Annotated in this window: 18 protein-coding genes; 14 read left to right on the top strand and 4 right to left on the bottom strand. The window is 71.3% G+C overall.

All coding sequences use genetic code 11. The features are described 5' to 3' along the window. The first annotated feature begins 151 nt into the window (after positions 1–151). Positions 152–955: an inositol monophosphatase family protein gene (locus tag ACFWTC_RS19900; RefSeq protein ID WP_384027775.1), complete on the top strand. Its 804-nt coding sequence runs from the start codon at positions 152–154 to the stop codon at positions 953–955. Between the two features lie 120 nt (positions 956–1,075). On the opposite strand, the gene ACFWTC_RS19905 is transcribed toward ACFWTC_RS19900, so the two are convergent. Further along, the gene (locus ACFWTC_RS19905; RefSeq protein WP_383932861.1) at positions 1,076–1,282 is read right to left on the bottom strand and encodes a hypothetical protein; all 207 of its coding nucleotides are present in this window, start codon (positions 1,280–1,282) and stop codon (positions 1,076–1,078) included. 253 nt (positions 1,283–1,535) lie between these two features. Between ACFWTC_RS19905 and ACFWTC_RS19910 the strand changes: the two genes are divergently transcribed. The 4 genes from ACFWTC_RS19910 to ACFWTC_RS19925 all read left to right on the top strand — a co-directional run bounded on the left by ACFWTC_RS19910 (position 1,536) and on the right by ACFWTC_RS19925 (position 5,060). Next, a complete protein-coding gene (locus tag ACFWTC_RS19910) occupies positions 1,536–2,189 on the top strand; it encodes a response regulator transcription factor (protein ID WP_030036265.1) in 654 nt (217 codons plus the stop codon). 5 nt (positions 2,190–2,194) lie between these two features. Continuing rightward, a complete protein-coding gene (locus tag ACFWTC_RS19915) occupies positions 2,195–3,442 on the top strand; it encodes a sensor histidine kinase (protein WP_384027776.1) in 1,248 nt (415 codons plus the stop codon). Positions 3,443–3,824: 382 nt separating this feature from the next. Next, the gene (locus tag ACFWTC_RS19920) at positions 3,825–4,121 is read left to right on the top strand and encodes a DUF4193 domain-containing protein (protein WP_267723728.1); all 297 of its coding nucleotides are present in this window, start codon (positions 3,825–3,827) and stop codon (positions 4,119–4,121) included. A gap of 12 nt (positions 4,122–4,133) precedes the next feature. After that, on the top strand, positions 4,134–5,060 hold the full coding sequence (locus ACFWTC_RS19925; protein WP_384027777.1) for a hypothetical protein: 927 nt from the start codon (positions 4,134–4,136) through the stop codon (positions 5,058–5,060). A gap of 32 nt (positions 5,061–5,092) precedes the next feature. Here the strand turns inward: ACFWTC_RS19925 and ACFWTC_RS19930 are convergent, their stop codons facing one another. After that, complete coding sequence (locus tag ACFWTC_RS19930) at positions 5,093–5,548, bottom strand: DUF3093 domain-containing protein (RefSeq protein WP_383932867.1); 456 nt, start codon at positions 5,546–5,548, stop codon at positions 5,093–5,095. A 58-nt stretch (positions 5,549–5,606) separates the two neighbouring features. Between ACFWTC_RS19930 and ACFWTC_RS19935 the strand changes: the two genes are divergently transcribed. From ACFWTC_RS19935 to ACFWTC_RS19965, 7 genes are all read left to right on the top strand, one after another. After that, a complete protein-coding gene (locus tag ACFWTC_RS19935; protein WP_384027778.1) occupies positions 5,607–6,191 on the top strand; it encodes a PaaI family thioesterase in 585 nt (194 codons plus the stop codon). Then, positions 6,191–6,736 carry a dUTP diphosphatase gene (gene dut / locus ACFWTC_RS19940; RefSeq protein ID WP_383932871.1) on the top strand — a complete coding sequence of 182 codons (546 nt, stop codon included), beginning with the start codon at positions 6,191–6,193 and terminating at the stop codon, positions 6,734–6,736. The genes ACFWTC_RS19935 and dut overlap by 1 nt, the downstream gene beginning before the upstream one ends. 1 nt (position 6,737) lies before the next feature. Continuing rightward, complete coding sequence (locus tag ACFWTC_RS19945) at positions 6,738–7,529, top strand: DUF3710 domain-containing protein (RefSeq protein ID WP_383932873.1); 792 nt, start codon at positions 6,738–6,740, stop codon at positions 7,527–7,529. 183 nt (positions 7,530–7,712) lie between these two features. Further along, complete coding sequence (locus ACFWTC_RS19950; RefSeq protein WP_384027779.1) at positions 7,713–10,439, top strand: DUF4118 domain-containing protein; 2,727 nt, start codon at positions 7,713–7,715, stop codon at positions 10,437–10,439. Next, positions 10,436–11,122, top strand: a complete 687-nt coding sequence (locus tag ACFWTC_RS19955; RefSeq protein WP_383929998.1) for a response regulator — start codon at positions 10,436–10,438, stop codon at positions 11,120–11,122. Before ACFWTC_RS19950 ends, ACFWTC_RS19955 begins: the two co-directional genes overlap by 4 nt. 24 nt (positions 11,123–11,146) lie before the next feature. Continuing rightward, positions 11,147–11,566 (top strand): OB-fold nucleic acid binding domain-containing protein, encoded by a 420-nt coding sequence (locus ACFWTC_RS19960; RefSeq protein WP_383930001.1) that lies wholly within the window; start codon positions 11,147–11,149, stop codon positions 11,564–11,566. 3 nt (positions 11,567–11,569) lie between these two features. After that, positions 11,570–12,322, top strand: a complete 753-nt coding sequence (locus ACFWTC_RS19965; protein ID WP_383930004.1) for a DUF3159 domain-containing protein — start codon at positions 11,570–11,572, stop codon at positions 12,320–12,322. Between the two features lie 99 nt (positions 12,323–12,421). On the opposite strand, the gene ACFWTC_RS19970 is transcribed toward ACFWTC_RS19965, so the two are convergent. Both ACFWTC_RS19970 and ACFWTC_RS19975 read right to left on the bottom strand, forming a co-directional pair. After that, positions 12,422–13,087: a potassium channel family protein gene (locus ACFWTC_RS19970; protein WP_383930007.1), complete on the bottom strand. Its 666-nt coding sequence runs from the start codon at positions 13,085–13,087 to the stop codon at positions 12,422–12,424. Further along, a complete protein-coding gene (locus ACFWTC_RS19975) occupies positions 13,084–13,752 on the bottom strand; it encodes a potassium channel family protein (protein WP_383930009.1) in 669 nt (222 codons plus the stop codon). Before ACFWTC_RS19975 ends, ACFWTC_RS19970 begins: the two co-directional genes overlap by 4 nt. A 208-nt stretch (positions 13,753–13,960) precedes the next feature. Here ACFWTC_RS19975 and ACFWTC_RS19980 point away from each other — a divergent pair, with 208 nt between their 5' ends. Next, positions 13,961–16,015, top strand: a complete 2,055-nt coding sequence (locus ACFWTC_RS19980) for an APC family permease (protein ID WP_383930012.1) — start codon at positions 13,961–13,963, stop codon at positions 16,013–16,015. Positions 16,016–16,176: 161 nt separating this feature from the next. Further along, positions 16,177–17,508, top strand: coding sequence for a class I SAM-dependent RNA methyltransferase (locus tag ACFWTC_RS19985; protein ID WP_384027780.1), 1,332 nt, complete (start codon positions 16,177–16,179; stop codon positions 17,506–17,508). Positions 17,509–18,431 lie beyond the last annotated feature (923 nt).

Consider the following 18,431-nt stretch of genomic DNA (forward strand, 5'->3'; position numbering starts at 1 on the left):
GGGGCGAGCCACGACCTGTGCGCGGTGGGCTGCTGCCCGGCGCGCGCGCCCCGGCCGGCGGCCGCGGGCGCCGACAGCCCGTACGCGTAGGACCCCTACGCAGAGCGGCAGCCGTACGCACCCACGCACCGTGGACTCGAGAGGGCGACGCATGATCTCGGAAGAACTGAAGGCCGAACTGCTGGACGTGGGCCTGGAGGCCGCACGGCGGGCCGGAGAACTGCTGCGCTACGGCAGGCCGGCCGATCTGGCGGTGGCGGCGACCAAGAGCAGCCCCGTCGACGTGGTCACCGAGATGGACATCGCGGCGGAGAAGCTGATCACCGGCATCCTCGCGGAGCGGCGGCCCGAGGACGGGCTGCTGGGCGAGGAGGGAGCGGACGTCGCCGGGACGAGCGGAGTCCGCTGGGTCGTAGACCCGCTGGACGGCACCGTGAACTACCTCTACGGGCTGCCCGCCTGGAGCGTCTCGATCGCGGCCGAGTACCGGGGCGAGACCGTGGCGGGGGTCGTCGAGGTGCCGTTGCGCGGGGAGACGTTCCACGCGCTGCTCGGCGGCGGGGCCTGGCTGGGCGGGCGGCGGATCGCCTGCCGGCCGCCGGCGCCGCTGGACCAGGCGCTGGTCGCGACGGGCTTCGCGTACCTCCAGCCCCGGCGGGCCCAGCAGGCGAAGGTCGGGCAACGGATCATCCCCCTGGTGCGGGACATCCGGCGGGGCGGGTCGGCCGCGGTGGACCTGTGCGACGTGGCCGCCGGACGGCTGGACGGCTACTACGAGCGCGGGCTGAACCCGTGGGACCTGGCGGCCGGGGACCTGATCGCCCGGGAGGCGGGCGCGGTGACCGGCGGCCGTCCGGGGAAGCCGGCCTCGGGGGAGCTGGCCCTGGCGGCCACCCCCGCGGTCTTCGCCTCGCTCCAGCCCCTCCTGGACGAGGCCGGGGCCTGGCACGACTGACTCCCGGCTGAGCCACCGCCCCCGGCTGAGCCCACCGGCCCCGGCGCCGGGCCGGGACATGACCGAACCCCGGCCGCCCGAAGGCGGCCGGGGTTCGGTGTGTCGGGTGGGGGTGCGGGCTCAGCAGGCGGGCACGGCGGCCGTGACCGGGACGCCGTGCTCGGCGGCGGTGACCGGGACGCCGTGCTCGGCGGCCAGTCGCTGGAGATCCTCCAGCTCCGCCTGTTCCACTTCCGCCAGGAAGTCGTCGCCCGCCTCGCGGGCCTGTCGGAGGTCCGCCTGGGTGGCCCGGATGCGCTGCAGGAGACCCGCGGTGAATGCGTCCATGGTTCGCCCCCTCTTCGTGGGTCGGCGGCGGCACGTGGCAGTCCGCCGTCAGGGAGTGGATTGGGGTGTCCTCACGTCCTCCCCGGCGCCGCGCGCCCAGAAACCTCGTGAGGACAGGGAATCCTCACTCCCGTCCCGCCCGCCCCTCCGTGGCCCCTGCACACGACGCCTTACAGCCGGTTTACGGCCGAAACGGGCAGGATGGGCGACGCAACACACGTGTGCCCTTCTGGGCTCGGAGGAAGGAAACGACGTGCGCGTACTCGTCGTCGAGGACGAGCAGCTGCTCGCCGATGCGGTGGCCACCGGACTGCGCCGGGAGGCCATGGCCGTGGACGTCGTGTACGACGGCGCCGCCGCCCTCGAGCGCGTCGGAGTGAACGACTACGACGTGGTCGTGCTCGACCGGGACCTCCCGCTCGTGCACGGCGACGACGTCTGCCGGAAGATCGTCGAGCTCGGCATGCCCACCCGCGTGCTGATGCTGACGGCGTCCGGTGACGTCAGCGACCGCGTGGAGGGACTGGAGCTCGGGGCGGACGACTACCTCCCCAAGCCCTTCGCCTTCACCGAGCTGACCGCCCGCGTCCGGGCGCTCGGGCGGCGTACGACCGTCGCCCTGCCGCCCGTACTGGAGCGGGCCGGGATCAAGCTGGACCCGAACCGGCGCGAGGTGTTCCGCGAGGGCAGGGAGGTGCAGCTGGCGCCCAAGGAGTTCGCGGTGCTGGAGGTCCTCATGCGCAGCGAGGGGACCGTCGTCTCCGCGGAGCAGCTGCTGGAGAAGGCCTGGGACGAGAACACCGACCCCTTCACCAACGTCGTGCGGGTCACGGTCATGACCCTGCGGCGCAAGCTGGGCGAGCCGCCGGTCATCGTGACCGTACCCGGTTCCGGATACCGGATCTGATGCGCGTGGCAGCCAATCCGGCGCCACCGCCCGCGCCGCCGAAACCGACCTGGGACCCCGGCCAGCCCGAGGGTCCCTTCCCGTGGCTGCGGCCGACCATCCGCATACGCCTCACGCTGCTCTACGGCGGGATGTTCCTGATCGCCGGCATCCTGCTGCTGTCGATCATCTACCTGCTGGCGGCGCAGGCCCTGCGGGAGGGCAACGCGCTGCCGTTCCAGATCGTCGGCGGCGAGCAGGTGAAGGTCTCCAGCAACACCTGCCCGGGCGTGGTGGGCATCGAGCAGACGCACAGCCAGTTCAACGCCGCCATCAACCAGTGCGTCCTGGAACAGCGCAGGCACGCGCTGGACGACCTGCTGAGCCGGTCGCTGATGGCCCTGCTGGGCCTGAGCATCATCGCCTTCGCCTTCGGCTACGCGATGGCCGGCCGGGTGCTCTCGCCGCTGGGCAAGATCACCCGTACCGCCCGCCGGGTGGTCGGTTCCGACCTGACCCGGCGGATCGAGCTGGACGGGCCGGACGACGAGCTCAAGGAGCTCGCCGACACCTTCGACGAGATGCTCGACCGGCTGGAGCGGGCCTTCACGGCGCAGCAGCGCTTCGTGGCGAACGCCTCGCACGAGCTGCGCACGCCGCTCGCGATCAACCGGACCCTGCTGGAGGTGCACCTCTCCGATCCGGGGGCCCCGGTGGAGCTCCAGCAGCTCGGGAAGACCCTCCTGGCCACCAACGAGCGCAGCGAGCAGCTGGTCGAGGGCCTGCTGCTGCTGGCCCGGAGCGAGAACCAGATCGTCGAGCGCAAGCCCGTGGACCTGGCGGAGGTCGCCTCGCGCGCCCTCGACCAGGCCCGTGCGGAGGCCGAGGCGAAGGGCGTGGAGATCCGCGGCGAGCGCGCGCTGGCCGTCGTCCAGGGCAGCGGCGTGCTGCTGGAGCGGATCGCCCTGAACCTGGTGCAGAACGCCGTCCGGTACAACGTGCCGGAGGGCGGCTGGGTCGAGGTCACCACGGAGGTCCAGCACGGCCAGGCGGTGCTCCTGGTATCGAACACGGGTCCCGTTGTTCCCGCGTACGAGGTGGACAACCTGTTCGAGCCGTTCAGGCGGCTGCGTACGGAGCGAACGGGCAGTGACAAGGGGGTCGGCCTCGGCCTCTCCATCGCGCGCTCCGTGGCGCGCGCACACGGCGGAAGGATCCAGGCGGTACCCCGGGAAGGCGGTGGCCTCGTGATGCGTGTCACTCTTCCCTCGTGAGAACCTCACCCCGTGTTCGCTGACGGCCGAATGCGTGGCATGCGCAGGCGCCGGGCTTTGTGTGATCGATCACAGGGCCCGACGTCCGCCCATGTGCGTTCGGTGACTCCGGGACGGCCGGAAAGCCCGGGAAGTCCGGGTTTCCGGTCCCCCTGATGGCGGGAAATACACGGGGTGGCGTTTGTGCAAGACGGCCCCCGGACCGTGTACGGTCCCGGTCGTCATCCCAGCCAATCGCACCTCCATGTGGGCGGCTGGGTGTCGATTCAGTAACAGACCTTGATGTGAGGCAAAATCTCCGCCTCAGGTCGGGCACAAGTCCGGCCTCTCGCGCGTTACGTGCGCTGAGACACCGCTAACACCCAGAGGGGGAGAGCGAACAATGGCAACGGACTACGACACCCCGCGCAAGACCGACGACGACGTCGACAACGACAGCATTGAAGAGCTGAAGGCCCGACGTAACGACAAGTCGTCCTCGGCCTCGGACATGGACGAGTTCGACTCGGCCGAGAGCCTGGAGCTTCCCGGCGCGGACCTCTCCAACGAGGAGCTGGCCGTCCGGGTTCTGCCCAAGCAGGCGGACGAGTTCACCTGCATGAGCTGCTTCCTGGTGCACCACCGCAGCCAGCTGGCGCGTGAGAAGAACGGCCAGCCGATCTGTCGCGACTGCGACTGAGAGGCGACGGTCGTGGCTGGCTCCACACCGTTCCGGAAGCGACGCTTCCGGAAATCAGGTGAACCGGCGGAGACGCAGGAGGCGATCACGGGCCCGGAAACGGGTCCTGGGGCTCCCGGCGGCTCCGCCCTTGAGGCGACAGCCGTGCCCGCCGACACCGCCGCGGCGGTGCCGTCGGACACAGAGTCCGGCGAGGGAACCCGGCAGCGGTCCGGGGCTCGTCGGCTGCAATCCGTGCGCAACGGCGTACGCAAGGGCGGCGAAGGTGTCAGGGGCGCCGCCCTGTACATCGCCGACCGGATCATCGAGAACGCACCGCGCGTTCCGGTTCGGGACCTCGCGACGCTGCGCGCGCAGTTCCCGGGCCTCGGTCCCGAACAGCTCGCGGACAAGCTGATCTCGGGCGCCGCCAACGCCACCTCCACCGTCGGCGCGGGCGTCGGAGCGGCCGCGATGCTGCCCGTACCGCCCGCCATGATCGCCGAACTGACCGCCGAGGTCACCTGCGTCGCGGCGATCGAACTGAAGCTCCTCGCCGAGCTCCACGAGGTCTACGGCCAGCGGCCGCCCGGCAACCTCAAGGAACGCAGCTTGGCCTACCTGACCGCGTGGACCGAGGAGCGCGGGGTCGACCTGACCAAGCCGACCACGCTCAACGCCGCGCTCGGCGGCCAGATGAAGCGCGAACTGCGCCAGCAGATCACCAAGCGGATGGTCCGCAACCTGCCGAACCTCATCCCGTTCATGGTCGGCGCGGCCGTCGGAGCGGTCATGAACCGCCGCGACACCCGGAAAGTCGCCGAGAAGGTGCGTACGGACCTGCGTGCGCGCGCCGTGCCGTGGGACGCCCTGGCGAAGCTCCCGCCCCTGGAGTCCCCCGCCCAGCCCCTTCCCGAGGCCATCAGGGCCGCACTGGAGCCCCCCGAGCGGGAGGACTGAGGCCCGCCACCCCCGAAACCCCGGGGGAGCGGCTAGCCCTTGGCCGCGCGGATCGCCGAGGCCAGAGCCTGCGGCTCCCGGGTGGAGACGTACACGTACGGGGTGGGGTCCGCCGGGTCGGTCACCTCGACGCGCACCGCCGTCGGCACGTAGCTGCGCATGAACATGAAGGCGCGGGTGTCGGCCTTGTACGTGCGCCAGGCGGCCGACTCCTCGGCGTCCAGGACCTCGGGCTCCCCGAGCGCCGACACCGGGATCCGCGCGTCCCCGGCCGCCAGTGAGCCGTTGACCACGCGCACGCGCGCGGAGCCGTACGAGCTCACCGCCAGCCCCGCCAGCGCCGTGCCCCCGACGAGGCCGGCCAGCAGCGGCAGCGAGCCCAGCGGCAGCAGCATCAGCGCGCACGCCAGGCCGATCAGTACGGCGATGACCCACCAGGAGCGGGGGGCGGTCAGGCGTTCGTCGTGGTGCGCGGGGGAGGGCTGCATGCGGCCAAGCCTGCCACGAGGCGACCGGCGGGTAGCCGCGCGGGTAAGGTCTGCGGCTGTGAGTGGACGAAACACAGCGCTGACGCCCCCGGCCGACGCCGCCGCACCGGTCCGGCACCCCGACGCCCCGGCGCCCGGCGAGCTCCTCGGTGCGCACTACGAGCACTGCTTCGGCTGCGGCGAGGGCCAGCCGCACGGGCTCCACCTGGAGGCCCGCGCGGGCGAGGGCGTGCGCGTCACCGCCGAGTTCACCGTACGGGCCGCCCACCAGGGCGCTCCCGGCCTCGCCCACGGCGGGGTGCTGGCCACGGCGCTCGACGAGACGCTCGGCTCCCTGAACTGGCTGCTGCGCGTCATCGCGGTGACGGGACGGCTGGAGACCGACTTCGTGCGGCCCGTGCCCGTGGGCACCGTGCTGCACTTGGAGGCCGAGGTCACCGCGGTCGCCGGGCGGAAGATCTACTGCACCGCCGTCGGCCGGATAGGCGGCCCGCGGGGCCGGGTCGCCGTGCGCGCCGACGCCCTGTTCATCGAGGTCAAGGTCGACCACTTCATCGACAACGGACGGCCCGAGGAGATCCAGGCGGCCATGGCCGACCCGGACCAGGTCAGGCGCGCACGCGCCTTCGAGGTGAACCCCTGATGTCCCAGAACGACTACGCGCCCCACCATGACGTCGACGTGCTGATCCGGCGCGTGGACCCCGAGGTGCCGCTCCCCGCCTACGGTCACCCCGGCGACGCCGGCTGCGACCTGGTGACCACCACCGCCGCCGAGCTCGCGCCCGGAGAGCGGGCGGTCCTGCCCACCGGGGTGTCCATCGCCCTGCCCGACGGGTACGCGGCGTTCGTGCACCCGCGGTCGGGCCTGGCCGCACGCTGCGGGCTCGCGCTCGTGAATGCCCCGGGGACGGTGGATGCCGGGTACCGTGGGGAGATCAAGGTGATCGTGGTCAATCTCGACCCGCGCGAGAGCGTCCGGTTCGAGCGTTTCGACCGCATTGCCCAGCTGGTTGTCCAGCGGGTCGAGAAGGTGCGCTTCCACGAGGTGGCGGAACTTCCCGGCTCGGCCCGGGCCGAGGGGGGTTTCGGCTCCACCGGCGGGCATACGGCCGTGGCCGGATCCGGGGCTGGTCAGCAGGGTGGGAATGGCTACGCTTCGGTCGTAACCGACCGGGAAGGACAGTGACGTGTTCGGACGTCGCAAGAAGAACGACTCCGCCCAGGACGGCGGCGCGGCCGAGCAGGTCGTCGACGCCTCGGGCGCTGATGAGCGGGACGAGGCCGAGGGCCAGGACGGCGCTGCCGCGCCGCGCCGGATGAACCTGCCGCCGGCTCCGCGGCCCGACGGTCCCTGGGACTCGACCGAGGTGCTCGGCGACCCCGCCGACGGGCGCGTCGACCTGGGCGGCATCCTGGTACCCGGTGTCGAGGGCATGGAGCTGCGCGTCGAGGTCGCCGGTGACGCGATCGTGGCCGCGACCGTGGTGCTGGGCGACAGCGCCGTGCAGCTGCAGGCCTTCGCGGCGCCCAAGAAGGAAGGCATCTGGGGCGAGGTCCGCGACGAGATCGCCACGGGCATCACCCAGCAGGGCGGCATCATCGACGAGGCCGAGGGCCCGCTGGGCTGGGAGCTGCGCGCACAGGTGCCCGTACCGCTGCCCGACGGCCAGACCGGCGCCCAGCTGGTCCGCTTCGTCGGCGTCGACGGCCCGCGCTGGTTCCTGCGCGGCGTCATCTCCGGCCAGGGCGCGGTGCGCCCCGAGTCGGCGGGCGTACTGGAGCAGATCTTCCGGGACACGGTCGTCGTCCGCGGCGACGGTCCGATGGCACCCCGCGACCCGATCGTCCTGAAGCTGCCGAACGACGCCCAGATGGTGCCGGACGGCGTGCAGACGACGACGGAGGAGCAGGAGGGCTCCCGCTTCGGCGGCGGCATGGGCCAGCTGGAGCGCGGCCCGGAGATCACCGAGGTCCGCTGACTCCGGCGGCCCCGCGCACGTAACGGGGCACGCGCAGCCTTCGGCCGGTGGGCCCCACTCCTGCGGGAGTGGGGCCCACCGCCGTTCGCGGGCGGCCGACGGGTGCGTCAGGGATGCGTCAGGGATGGGCGTGCGGCCCCCCATCGGTGCGTGAACAGCGCGGACGTCCCCGAGAATGGGCGCATGGGACGCGGCAAGCTCAGGATCTATCTCGGCGCGGCGCCCGGCGTGGGCAAGACCTACGCGATGCTCTCCGAGGGCCACCGCAGGGTCGAGCGGGGCGGGGACGTCGTCGTCGGCTTCGTCGAGCACCACGGCCGGCCGCGCACCGAGGTCATGCTGCACGGCCTCGAAGCGGTCGAACGCAGGGAGCTGAGGCACCGCGGCGCCGCCTTCACCGAGATGGACGTGGACGTGCTGCTCGCCCGCGCGCCCGCCGTGGCGCTCGTGGACGAGCTGGCGCACACCAACGTGCCGGGTTCGCGCAACGCCAAGCGCTGGCAGGACGTGGAGGAGCTGCTGCGGGCCGGCATCGACGTCGTGACCACCGTGAACATCCAGCACCTGGAGTCGCTCGGGGACGTGGTCGAGTCGATCACCGGGGTCCGGCAGCGGGAGACCGTACCGGACGAGGTGGTCCGGCGTGCCGACCAGATCGAGCTCGTCGACATGTCGCCGCAGGCCCTGCGCCGGCGGATGGCGCACGGCAACATATACAAGTCCGACAAGGTCGACGCGGCCCTGTCCAACTACTTCCGCCCCGGGAACCTCACCGCCCTGCGCGAGCTGGCCCTGCTGTGGGTGGCCGACCGGGCCGACGAGTACCTCCAGCAGTACCGGGGCGAGCACGACATCCGCTCGACCTGGCAGGCGCGGGAGCGGATCGTCGTCGGCCTCACCGGCGGCCCCGAGGGGCGCACGCTGATCCGGCGGGCCTCCAGGATGGCGGCCAAGGGCTCGGGCAGCGAGATCCTCGCCGTCTACATCGCCCGCAGCGACGGGCTCACCGCCGCCTCGCCGAAGGAGCTCGCGGTCCAGCGGATCCTGGTCGAGGACCTCGGCGGAACGTTTCACCACGTGATCGGGGACAACATCCCCGACGCCCTGCTGGAATTCGCCCGCGGGGTCAACGCCACCCAGATCGTGCTCGGCTCCAGCCGCCGCCGTTCCTGGCAGTACGTCTTCGGACCCGGCGTCGGCGCGAGCGTGGCCCGCGACTCGGGTCCCGACCTCGACGTCCACATCGTCACGCACGAGGAGGTCGCCAAGGGGCGCGGCCTGCCCGTGGTCCGCTCGGCGGCCCGGCTCGGACGGCCGCGGATCGTGGCCGGCTGGATCGTCGGCGTGATCTTCCCCGTCCTGCTCTGCGTCCTGCTGACGCACGTGGACGTGGACCCGGGGCTCGCCAACGACATGCTGCTCTTCCTGGCGCTGACGGTCACCGCCGCCCTGCTGGGCGGACTCTGGCCGGCGCTGGCCTCGGCCGCCTTCGGCTCGCTGTTGCTGAACTACTTCTTCGCGCCGCCGCTGCACCGGTTCACGATCTCCGATCCCAAGAACATCGTGGCCATCGCCGTCTTCTTCGGCGTCGCCGTCTCCGTCGCCTCGGTGGTGGACCTGGCCGCCCGGCGCACTCACCAGGCGGCGCGGCTGCGTGCCGAGTCGGAGATCCTCTCCTTCCTCGCGGGCAGCGTGCTGCGCGGCGAGACCCGGCTGGACGCGCTGCTGGAGCGGGTGCGCGAGACCTTCGCCATGGAGTCCGTCGCGCTGCTGGAGCGGGCCGGCGACGTCGAGCCGTGGAACCGGGCCGGAAGCGTCGGCCCCCGGCCGGCCGGCCGCCCCGAGGACGCCGACGTCGACATGCCGATCGGGGACCACATGGCGCTGGCCCTGTCCGGCCGGGTGCTGCCCGCCGAGGACCGCCGGGTGCTCGGCGCCTTCGCCGCCCAGGCCGCCGTGGTGCTGGACCGGCAGCGGCTGGTCGGCGAGGCCGAGGAGGCCCGCCGGATGGCCGAGGGCAACCGGATCCGGACGGCACTGCTGGCCGCCGTCAGCCACGACCTGCGGACGCCGCTGGCCTCCATCAAGGCCTCGGTGACGTCGCTGCGCTCCGACGACGTGGAGTGGTCCGAGGAGGACCGGGCCGAGCTGCTGGAGGGCATCGAGGCCGGCGCCGACCGGCTCGACCACCTGGTGGGCAACCTGCTGGACATGTCCCGGCTCCAGACCGGCACGGTCACCCCGCTGATCCGCGAGATCGACCTCGACGAGGTGGTCCCGATGGCGCTGGGCGGCGTACCGGAGGACAGCGTCCTGCTGGACGTGCCCGAGTCGCTGCCGATGGTGGCGGTGGACCCGGGGCTGCTGGAGCGCACCGTGGCCAACGTGGTCGAGAACGCCGTCAAGTACAGCCCGGCGGGCCGGCCGGTGCTCGTGTCGGCCAGCTTCCTCGGCGACCGGGTCGAGGTACGGGTCGTCGACCGCGGCCCCGGCGTGCCCGACGAGGCCAAAGACCGGATCTTCGCCCCCTTCCAGCGGTACGGCGACGCCCCCCGAGGGGCGGGCGTGGGCCTCGGGCTCGCGGTCGCCCGCGGCTTCGCGGAGGCCATGGACGGCACCCTGGCCGCCGAGGACACCCCGGGCGGCGGGCTCACGATGGTGCTCACCCTCCGCGCCGCGGGCCGGGGCGCAGGACAGTCGCGCGTCACGGTGGACGACGAGGGCCGGAGCGTGGAGCACGGCCACGGCGGGGAGGACGGCCTCGGCGTGGACGACCACGGCGTGGACGACCACGGCGACCGGGAGCACGACCCCCACCCTCCCCCCGGCCCCGGCCCCGGCCCCGAACCCGACCATGAGCGCGGTCGCGACGACCGTGACCGGACACGACAGAAAGCAGGACCCCGATGACCCGGGTGCTCGTGGTGGAAGACGAGCCGCAGATCGTGCGAGCCCTCGTGATCAACCTGAAGGCGCGCAAGTACGAGGTCGACGCCGCCGTCGACGGCGCGAGCGCCCTGGAGCTCGCGGCCGCCCGCCACCCCGACGTGGTCGTCCTCGACCTCGGCCTGCCCGACATGGACGGGGTCGAGGTGATCAGGGGCCTGCGCGGCTGGACCCGGGTGCCGATCCTGGTCCTGTCCGCCCGGCACAGCTCCGACGAGAAGGTCGAGGCCCTGGACGCCGGCGCCGACGACTACGTCACCAAGCCCTTCGGCATGGACGAGCTGCTGGCCCGGCTGCGGGCCGCCGTACGGAGGGCCGAACCCGCCGCCGGGGCCGGCGGGGACGAGGTGGTCGTGGAGACCGCGGGCTTCACGGTGGACCTGGCGGCCAAGAAGGCCGTACGGGAAGGACGCGACGTCCGGCTCACGCCCACCGAGTGGCACCTGCTGGAGGTGCTGGTCCGCAACGGCGGCAAGCTCGTCAGCCAGAAGCAGCTGCTCCAGGAGGTCTGGGGGCCCTCGTACGGCACCGAGACGAACTACCTGCGCGTGTACATGGCGCAGTTGCGCCGGAAACTGGAGACGGACCCGTCGCACCCGCGCCACTTCATCACCGAGCCCGGCATGGGGTACCGCTTCGAGAGGTAGCCGGGGCGCCGGTACGCTTCCTGTATGAGTGCTGAACCGCGTCCCGAGAAGTCCGCGAAGCCGGTCCGGCCCGCGGGCCGGTTCCGCCGGATGATAGAGCGGCTGTCCACCTCGCAGGAGGAGCTGCATTCGGCGGAGCTGCAAGAGGACGCAGAGGCCGCGGGGTGCCTGCGGATCTGCGACTGTTCCGACCGCCAGATAGTCAAGGTGACCGGGACGCTGCGTACGGTCACCCTGCGGCCCCGGGCCGGCGTTCCCGCGCTGGAGGCGGAGCTGTTCGACGGCTCGGCCGCCCTCGACGTGGTCTGGCTCGGCCGTCGCTCGATCGTGGGAATCGAGCCCGGCCGACGCATGATCGTCTCCGGACGCATGTCCATGTCCCATGGCCGCCGGGTGCTCTTCAACCCGAAGTACGAACTCCGACCGCTCGGACAGGAGCAGTAACCGGTGACGTCTTTCGACAAACCGACCACCCCAGACCCCGCCTCCTCCTCCGCCCCTTCCGAGGACCAGAAGGCGGTGACGCAGGCGGCGCTCTTCGACGCCTTCGGAGGCATCCGGGGCACCGTGGAGACGATGCTCCCCGGGCTGCTCTTCGTCATGATCTACACGATCAACAAGGACGTGAAGCTGTCCGCCATCGCGGCGGGCGCCGTCGCGGTCCTGCTGGTGATCGTGCGGCTGCTGCGCAAGGACACGGTGAAGCACGCCTTCAGCGGCGTCTTCGGCGTGGGCGTGGGCGTGGCCTTCGCCCTGTTCACGGGCAGCGCGAAGGGCTTCTACCTGCCGGGCATGATCTACGGCGTCGGCCTGGGCGCGGCCTTCACGATCTCGGCGCTCGTCGGCTTCCCGCTGCTGGGCGTGATGCTGGGGCCGGTCTTCAAGGAGAACCTGTCCTGGCGCACCCGCAACCCCGGCCGCAAGAAGGCCTACACCAAGGCCAGTCTGGCGTGGGGCCTGATCTTCCTCGCCAAGTACGCGATCCTCTTCCCGCTGTACTGGTGGGGCGATGCGACGCAGCTGGGCTGGGTCCTGATCGCGCTGAAGCTGCCGCCGATGGTGCTCGCGGTGTACTTCACCTGGGTCTTCCTGGCCAAGGCGCCCCCGCCGATCAACGTGATCGATGAGTGGGAGGCCGAGGAGCGCGCCGAGAAGGCCGCCAAGGCGGCGAAGGCCGCGGCCAAGGAACCCGGCCTCTGACACGCGTGCGACGCGAAGGGGGCGGGACGACCGGTCGGTCGTCCCGCCCCCTTCGTACGCCGTCGCACCGGCGTCGTACGCGCCGTGGCCCCCGCGGGGCTACGGGCGGCGGGCCTGGAGGAGGACCTCCAGCTGCTCCTCACGGGCCTGGGCGGCCACGAAGAGCAGCTCGTCACCGGGCTCCAGGGTCTCCTCCCCGTGCGGGGTGAGGACCCGGTTGCCGCGGATGATCGTAACCAGCGAGGTGTCCTCGGGCCAGCTGATGTCGCTGATCTGGGTGCCCGCGACCGAGGAGTCGGGCGGCAGGGTCAGCTCGACGAGGTTGGCGTCGCCGTGGCTGAAGCGCAGCAGCCGTACGAGGTCGCCGACGCTGACGGCCTCCTCGACGAGCGCCGACATCAGGCGCGGCGTGGAGACGGCGACGTCCACGCCCCAGGACTCGTTGAAGAGCCACTCGTTCTTCGGGTTGTTGACCCGGGCCACCACGCGGGGGACCCCGTACTCGGTCTTGGCGAGCAGCGAGACGACGAGGTTGACCTTGTCGTCGCCGGTCGCCGCGATGACCACGTTGCAGCGCTGGAGCGCCGCCTCGTCCAGCGAGGTGATCTCGCAGGCGTCGGCCAGCAGCCACTCGGCCTGCGGGACCCGCTCCACCGAGATGGCGGTCGGGGCCTTGTCGACGAGGAGCACCTCGTGGCCGTTCTCCAGCAGTTCGGCCGCGATGGACCGGCCCACCGCGCCCGCCCCGGCGATCGCGACCCTCATGCGTGTGCCTCCTCAGGCCCCTCGGCGAAGGCCGCCTCGACCTTGTCGATCTCGTCCGTGCGCATCATCACGTGGACGAGGTCGCCTTCCTGGAGCACCGTCGCGGACGTCGGCAGCACGGCCTCGCCCAAGCGGGTGAGGAACGCGACGCGCACGCCAGTCTCCTCCTGCAGCTTGCTCACCTTGTGACCGATCCAGGCCGTGGAGGTGTGCACCTCCGCGAGCTGTACGCCGCCGCTCGGGTCGCGCCACAGCGGCTCGGCGCCCGACGGCAGCAGCCGGCGCAGCATCTGGTCGGCGGTCCACCGCACGGTCGCGACGGTGGGGATGCCGAGGCGCTGGTAGACCTCGGCGCGCTTGGGGTCGTAGATGCGGGCGGCGACGTTCTCGACTCCGAACATCTCCCGGGCCACGCGGGCCGCGATGATGTTGGAATTGTCACCGCTGGAGACGGCGGCGAAAGCGCCCGCCTCCTCGATCCCGGCCTCCCGCAGGGTGTCCTGGTCGAAGCCGACACCGGTGACGCGGCGGCCGCCGAATCCGGCTCCCAGCCGGCGGAATGCGGTGGGGTCCTGGTCGACGACCGCGACCGTATGCCCCTGCTGTTCCAGGGTCTGCGCGAGAGCGGAGCCCACTCTTCCGCAGCCCATGATGACGATGTGCACGGCCGTCCTTCCGGCTGTCAGCGCTCGCTGGTTTCCAGCCTCATTGCATGCTCTGGCATAACAGGGTCTCAGACCATGGCCCAAGCTACACACGGGCGGTCACGAGCGGGGCCCGTTGCGGCGCAGTCGGGGAGGAATTGCTGCGGGATCGCGATATGGGGGGGTGGGGGGTTCGTCAGGCTGATTTCGAACGCTTACGATCCTCTCCGTGTCCAAACTGACCGACGTGCCCAAACGGATCCTGATCGGCCGGGCGCTCCGCAGCGACCGCCTCGGAGAAACCCTCCTGCCCAAGCGGGTCGCCCTTCCCGTCTTCGCCTCCGACCCGCTCTCCTCCGTGGCGTACGCCCCGGGCGAGGTGCTGCTGGTCCTGTCGATCGCGGGCGTGTCGGCGTACCACTTCAGTCCCTGGATCGCCCTCGCGGTGGTCGTCCTGATGTTCACCGTCGTGGCCTCCTACCGGCAGAACGTCCACGCCTACCCGAGCGGCGGCGGCGACTACGAGGTGGCGAACACCAACCTCGGGCCCAAGGCCGGCCTCACCGTGGCGAGCGCACTGCTCGTGGACTACGTCCTGACGGTCGCGGTCTCGATCTCCGCCGGTGTCGAGAACCTCGGCTCGGCGGTCGATTTCGTCATCGAGCACAAGGTGCTCTCGGCGACGATCATGATCGTGCTCCTCACGCTGATGAATCTGCGCGGAGTGAAGGAGTCCGGGAGCCTCTTCGCCATCCCGACGTACATCTTCGTCGGCGCCGTTTTCATCATGATCGCCTGGGGCGCCTTCCAGGGCATCGTCCTCGACGAGACGATGCGGGCACCCACTGCGGATCTGGAGATCAAACCCGAACACGAGGGACTGGCGGGCTTCGCGCTGGTCTTCCTGCTGTTGCGGGCCTTCTCCTCCGGCTGCGCCGCGCTGACCGGCGTCGAGGCCATCAGCAACGGCGTCCCCGCCTTCCGCAAGCCCAAGAGCAAGAACGCGGCCACGACCCTCGCCCTCATGGGCGGCCTGGCCGTCACCATGTTCTGCGGGATCATCGGCCTGGCCATGGCCACCGACGTGAAGATGGCGGAGAACCCCGCCACCGACCTGATCGACAACGGCGTCCCGGTCGGCCCCGACTACGTCCAGCACCCGGTGATCTCCCAGGTGGCCGAGGCCGTGTTCGGCAACGGCAGCTTCCTCTTCCTCCTGCTCGCCGCCGCCACCGCGCTGGTCCTCTTCCTGGCCGCCAACACCGCGTACAACGGGTTCCCGCTGCTCGGCTCGATCCTCGCCCAGGACCGCTACCTGCCGCGCCAGCTGCACACCCGCGGCGACCGGCTGGCCTTCTCCAACGGCATCGTGCTCCTCGCCGGCGCCGCGATCCTGCTCGTGTGGGTCTACGACGCGGACTCGACCAAGCTCATCCAGCTCTACATCGTGGGCGTCTTCGTCTCCTTCACACTGAGCCAGATCGGCATGGTCCGGCACTGGAACCGCCACCTGAAGTCGGAGCGCGACCCGGCCGCCCGCCGCCGGATGCACCGCTCCCGCGCCATCAACACCTTCGGCGCCTTCTTCACCGGCATGGTCCTGGTCGTCGTCCTCGCGACCAAGTTCACCCACGGCGCCTGGGTCGCCCTGCTCGGCATGGTCATCTTCTACGGCACCATGAGCGCGATCCGGAAGCACTACGACCGCGTCTCCGCGGAGATCGCCGCCGCCGATGGACCGAGCGACGACAGCGTGCGGCCCTCGCGGGTCCACTCCATCGTCCTGGTCTCCAAGGTCCACAAGCCCACGCTGCGCGCCCTGGCCTTCGCCAAGCTGACCCGCTCGGACACCCTGGAGGCGCTCAGCATCAGCGTCGACCCGGTCGAGACCAAGGCGCTGCGCACCGAGTGGGACCGGCGCGGGATCAACGTCCCGCTCAAGATCCTCGACTCCCCGTACCGGGAGATCACCCGGCCGGTCGTCGAGTACGTGAAGGGCCTGCGCAGCGAGAACCCGCGCGACGCCGTCAGCGTCTACATCCCCGAGTACGTCGTCGGCCGCTGGTACGAGCACCTGCTGCACAACCAGAGCGCGCTGCGCCTCAAGGGGCGGCTGCTCTTCACCCCCGGCGTGATGGTCACCTCGGTGCCCTACCAGCTGGAGTCCTCCGAGCTGGCCAAGCGGCGGGCCAGGAAGCGCCAGGACTGGAACGCCCCGGGCGCGGTGCGACGGGGACCCGTCGACACCCCGCGCCCGCCGAAGGCGAAGGCGCCGCCGAAGTAGCAGGCGCCGCCGGAGCAGCAGGAGGCTCGGACCGGGGCGGGGACCCCCGGGGCCCGTGGGGTCGGGGGTCGGGACGGGTTGGTGAACGGCCGGGCGGGATCCACGTAAACTGGTGGGTCGGTCGTCCGGCCGTTCCCTTTCATTTTTGGAGTCTCCCCACCATGACCGAGCAGAACGAGAAGCAGTCACTGGTCGGGGAGGAGTACGAGGTCGAGGTCGGTCCCGTCGCGCACGGCGGCCACTGCATCGCCCGGACCGCCGAGGGCCGGGTCCTGTTCGTCCGCCACACGCTGCCCGGCGAGAGGGTCGTCGCCAAGGTCACCGAGGGCGACGCCGACTCGCGCTTCCTGCGCGCCGACGCGATCACCGTCCTGGACCCCTCCAAGGACCGCACCCCCGCCCCCTGCCCGTACGCCGGCCCCGGCAAGTGCGGCGGCTGCGACTGGCAGCACGCCAAGCCCGGCGCCCAGCGGCGGCTCAAGGGCGAGGTCGTCGCCGAGCAGCTGCTGCGCCTCGCCGGACTCACCCCGGAGCAGGCCGGCTGGGACGGCACGGTCATGCCGGCCGAGGGCGACAAGCTGCCGGCGGGCGAGGTCCCGCAGTGGCGCACCCGGGTGCAGTTCGCGATCGACGAGGACGGCAACGCGGGCCTGCGCAAGCACCGTTCGCACGACATCGAGCTCATCGACCACTGCATGATCGCCGCTCCCGGCGTCAGCGAGCTGGGCATCGAGAAGCAGGACTGGCCGCAGATGGCCACGGTCGAGGCCATCGCCGCCTCGGGTTCGAGCGACCGCCAGGTGGTCCTCACCCCCCGGCCCGGCGGCCGTCTCCCGCTCGTGGAGCTGGACAAGCCGGTCTCGGTCCTGCGCGTCGAGGAGAAGGACGGCGGGGTCCACCGGGTCCACGGCCGCCCCTTCGTGCGCGAGCGCGCGGACGGCCGTACGTACCGCGTGGGCATGGGCGGCTTCTGGCAGGTCCACCCCCAGGCCGCCGACACCCTGATCAAGGCCGTCATGCAGGGCCTGATGCCGCGCAAGGGCGAGATGGCCCTCGACCTGTACTGCGGCGTCGGCATCTTCGCGGGAGCCCTGGCGGAGCGCCTCGGCGAGACGGGCGCCGTCCTCGGCATCGAGTCGACGAAGCGCGCGGTGGAGGACGCCCGGCACAACCTGGAGGACTTCCCCCGGGTCCGCATCGAGCAGGGCAAGGTCGAGCAGATCCTCCCGAAGACGGGGATCACGGAGTGCGACCTGGTCGTCCTGGACCCGCCCCGCGCGGGCGCCGGCAAGCAGACGGTCCGCCACATCGCGGGCCTCTCGGCCCGCCGCATCGCGTACGTGGCCTGCGACCCGGCGGCACTGGCGCGCGACCTCGGCTACTTCAAGGACAACGGCTACCGCCTCCGCACGCTCCGCGTCTTCGACCTGTTCCCGATGACCCACCACGTGGAGTGCGTGGCGATCCTGGAGCCGGTGGCCAAGGGCGCCTGACCTGCAGGTCAGGGCCGTGCGCGTGATGTACATTGTGGCCGTCGCGGGCGATATCTTGACGCGGATTCGACGCTCGTTTGATGCACATTCTGGCGGATCGTCAGCTCCCTGATCGCGCAGGTCGCGTCAGGTGGCAGACCTACGACCAGAGACTTGGCATTCCGAAGTCTTGACTGTCCGCTGCCATGGGTGGCCAATGCCCATGGCAGCGGCCACTGTCCACGAGCATCGCTGAACCCTGAGGACGATCCGTAGCCGATCGGCAGGGGCGCAGTCGAACCGCGGAATCGTGACCCACGAGTATTTCCTGGATTCCGCTAGTTCTTTCTCAGTGGCTGTGTGATCCGTACGGTCCTGCTCCCGAAGGGCTGGGAAGCCGCACGCCTGTCCCTGAGCGGTGATCGTGAAGTGCGGAGCGGCGCTGCGCCGCCGATGGTGGAGCGGCGCACCGTGAGTCGGCCCGATCTTGCTGACGTGCCCCTGCTTCTGCGTTGCCGAAACAAGAGCCTGAACAAGTCGCAGGGCCCGTGCCGTACGGCCTTGGTCACACCCATGGGATGCAAATGGCTCTGCATAGCCTTCACCACAGCATGCGGTGGCGTGAGCCGGGCAGTTACGGGGACGGGTTCGAGCACAGCCAGGCGCCACGGGGGAACATCCTCCAACCGGATCTCAAAGCCGCCCCGACACCAGCGTCCGTACGGCTCCTTCGTCTCCGGAATCCTTCCGGATCTGCGCGCAGCGCTCACGCGGACGGATCAGTTCACGGAGTTCGGGCTAGACCTGCTGCTCTTCACAATCCGCCCGCCCGCTTCTGCAAGTCCCTCCAAAAGCTCTTCCGTAACCGTCCTACGGGGGTGCCCCGGGACGTATCGCCTTCTGTGGTGCCGTCAGCGCAACCTGCCTTGCAGGCGGCTCACTCT

It is taken from the genome of Streptomyces sp. NPDC058619, assembly GCF_042717785.1.
In the GTDB taxonomy this organism is placed as follows: domain Bacteria; phylum Actinomycetota; class Actinomycetes; order Streptomycetales; family Streptomycetaceae; genus Streptomyces.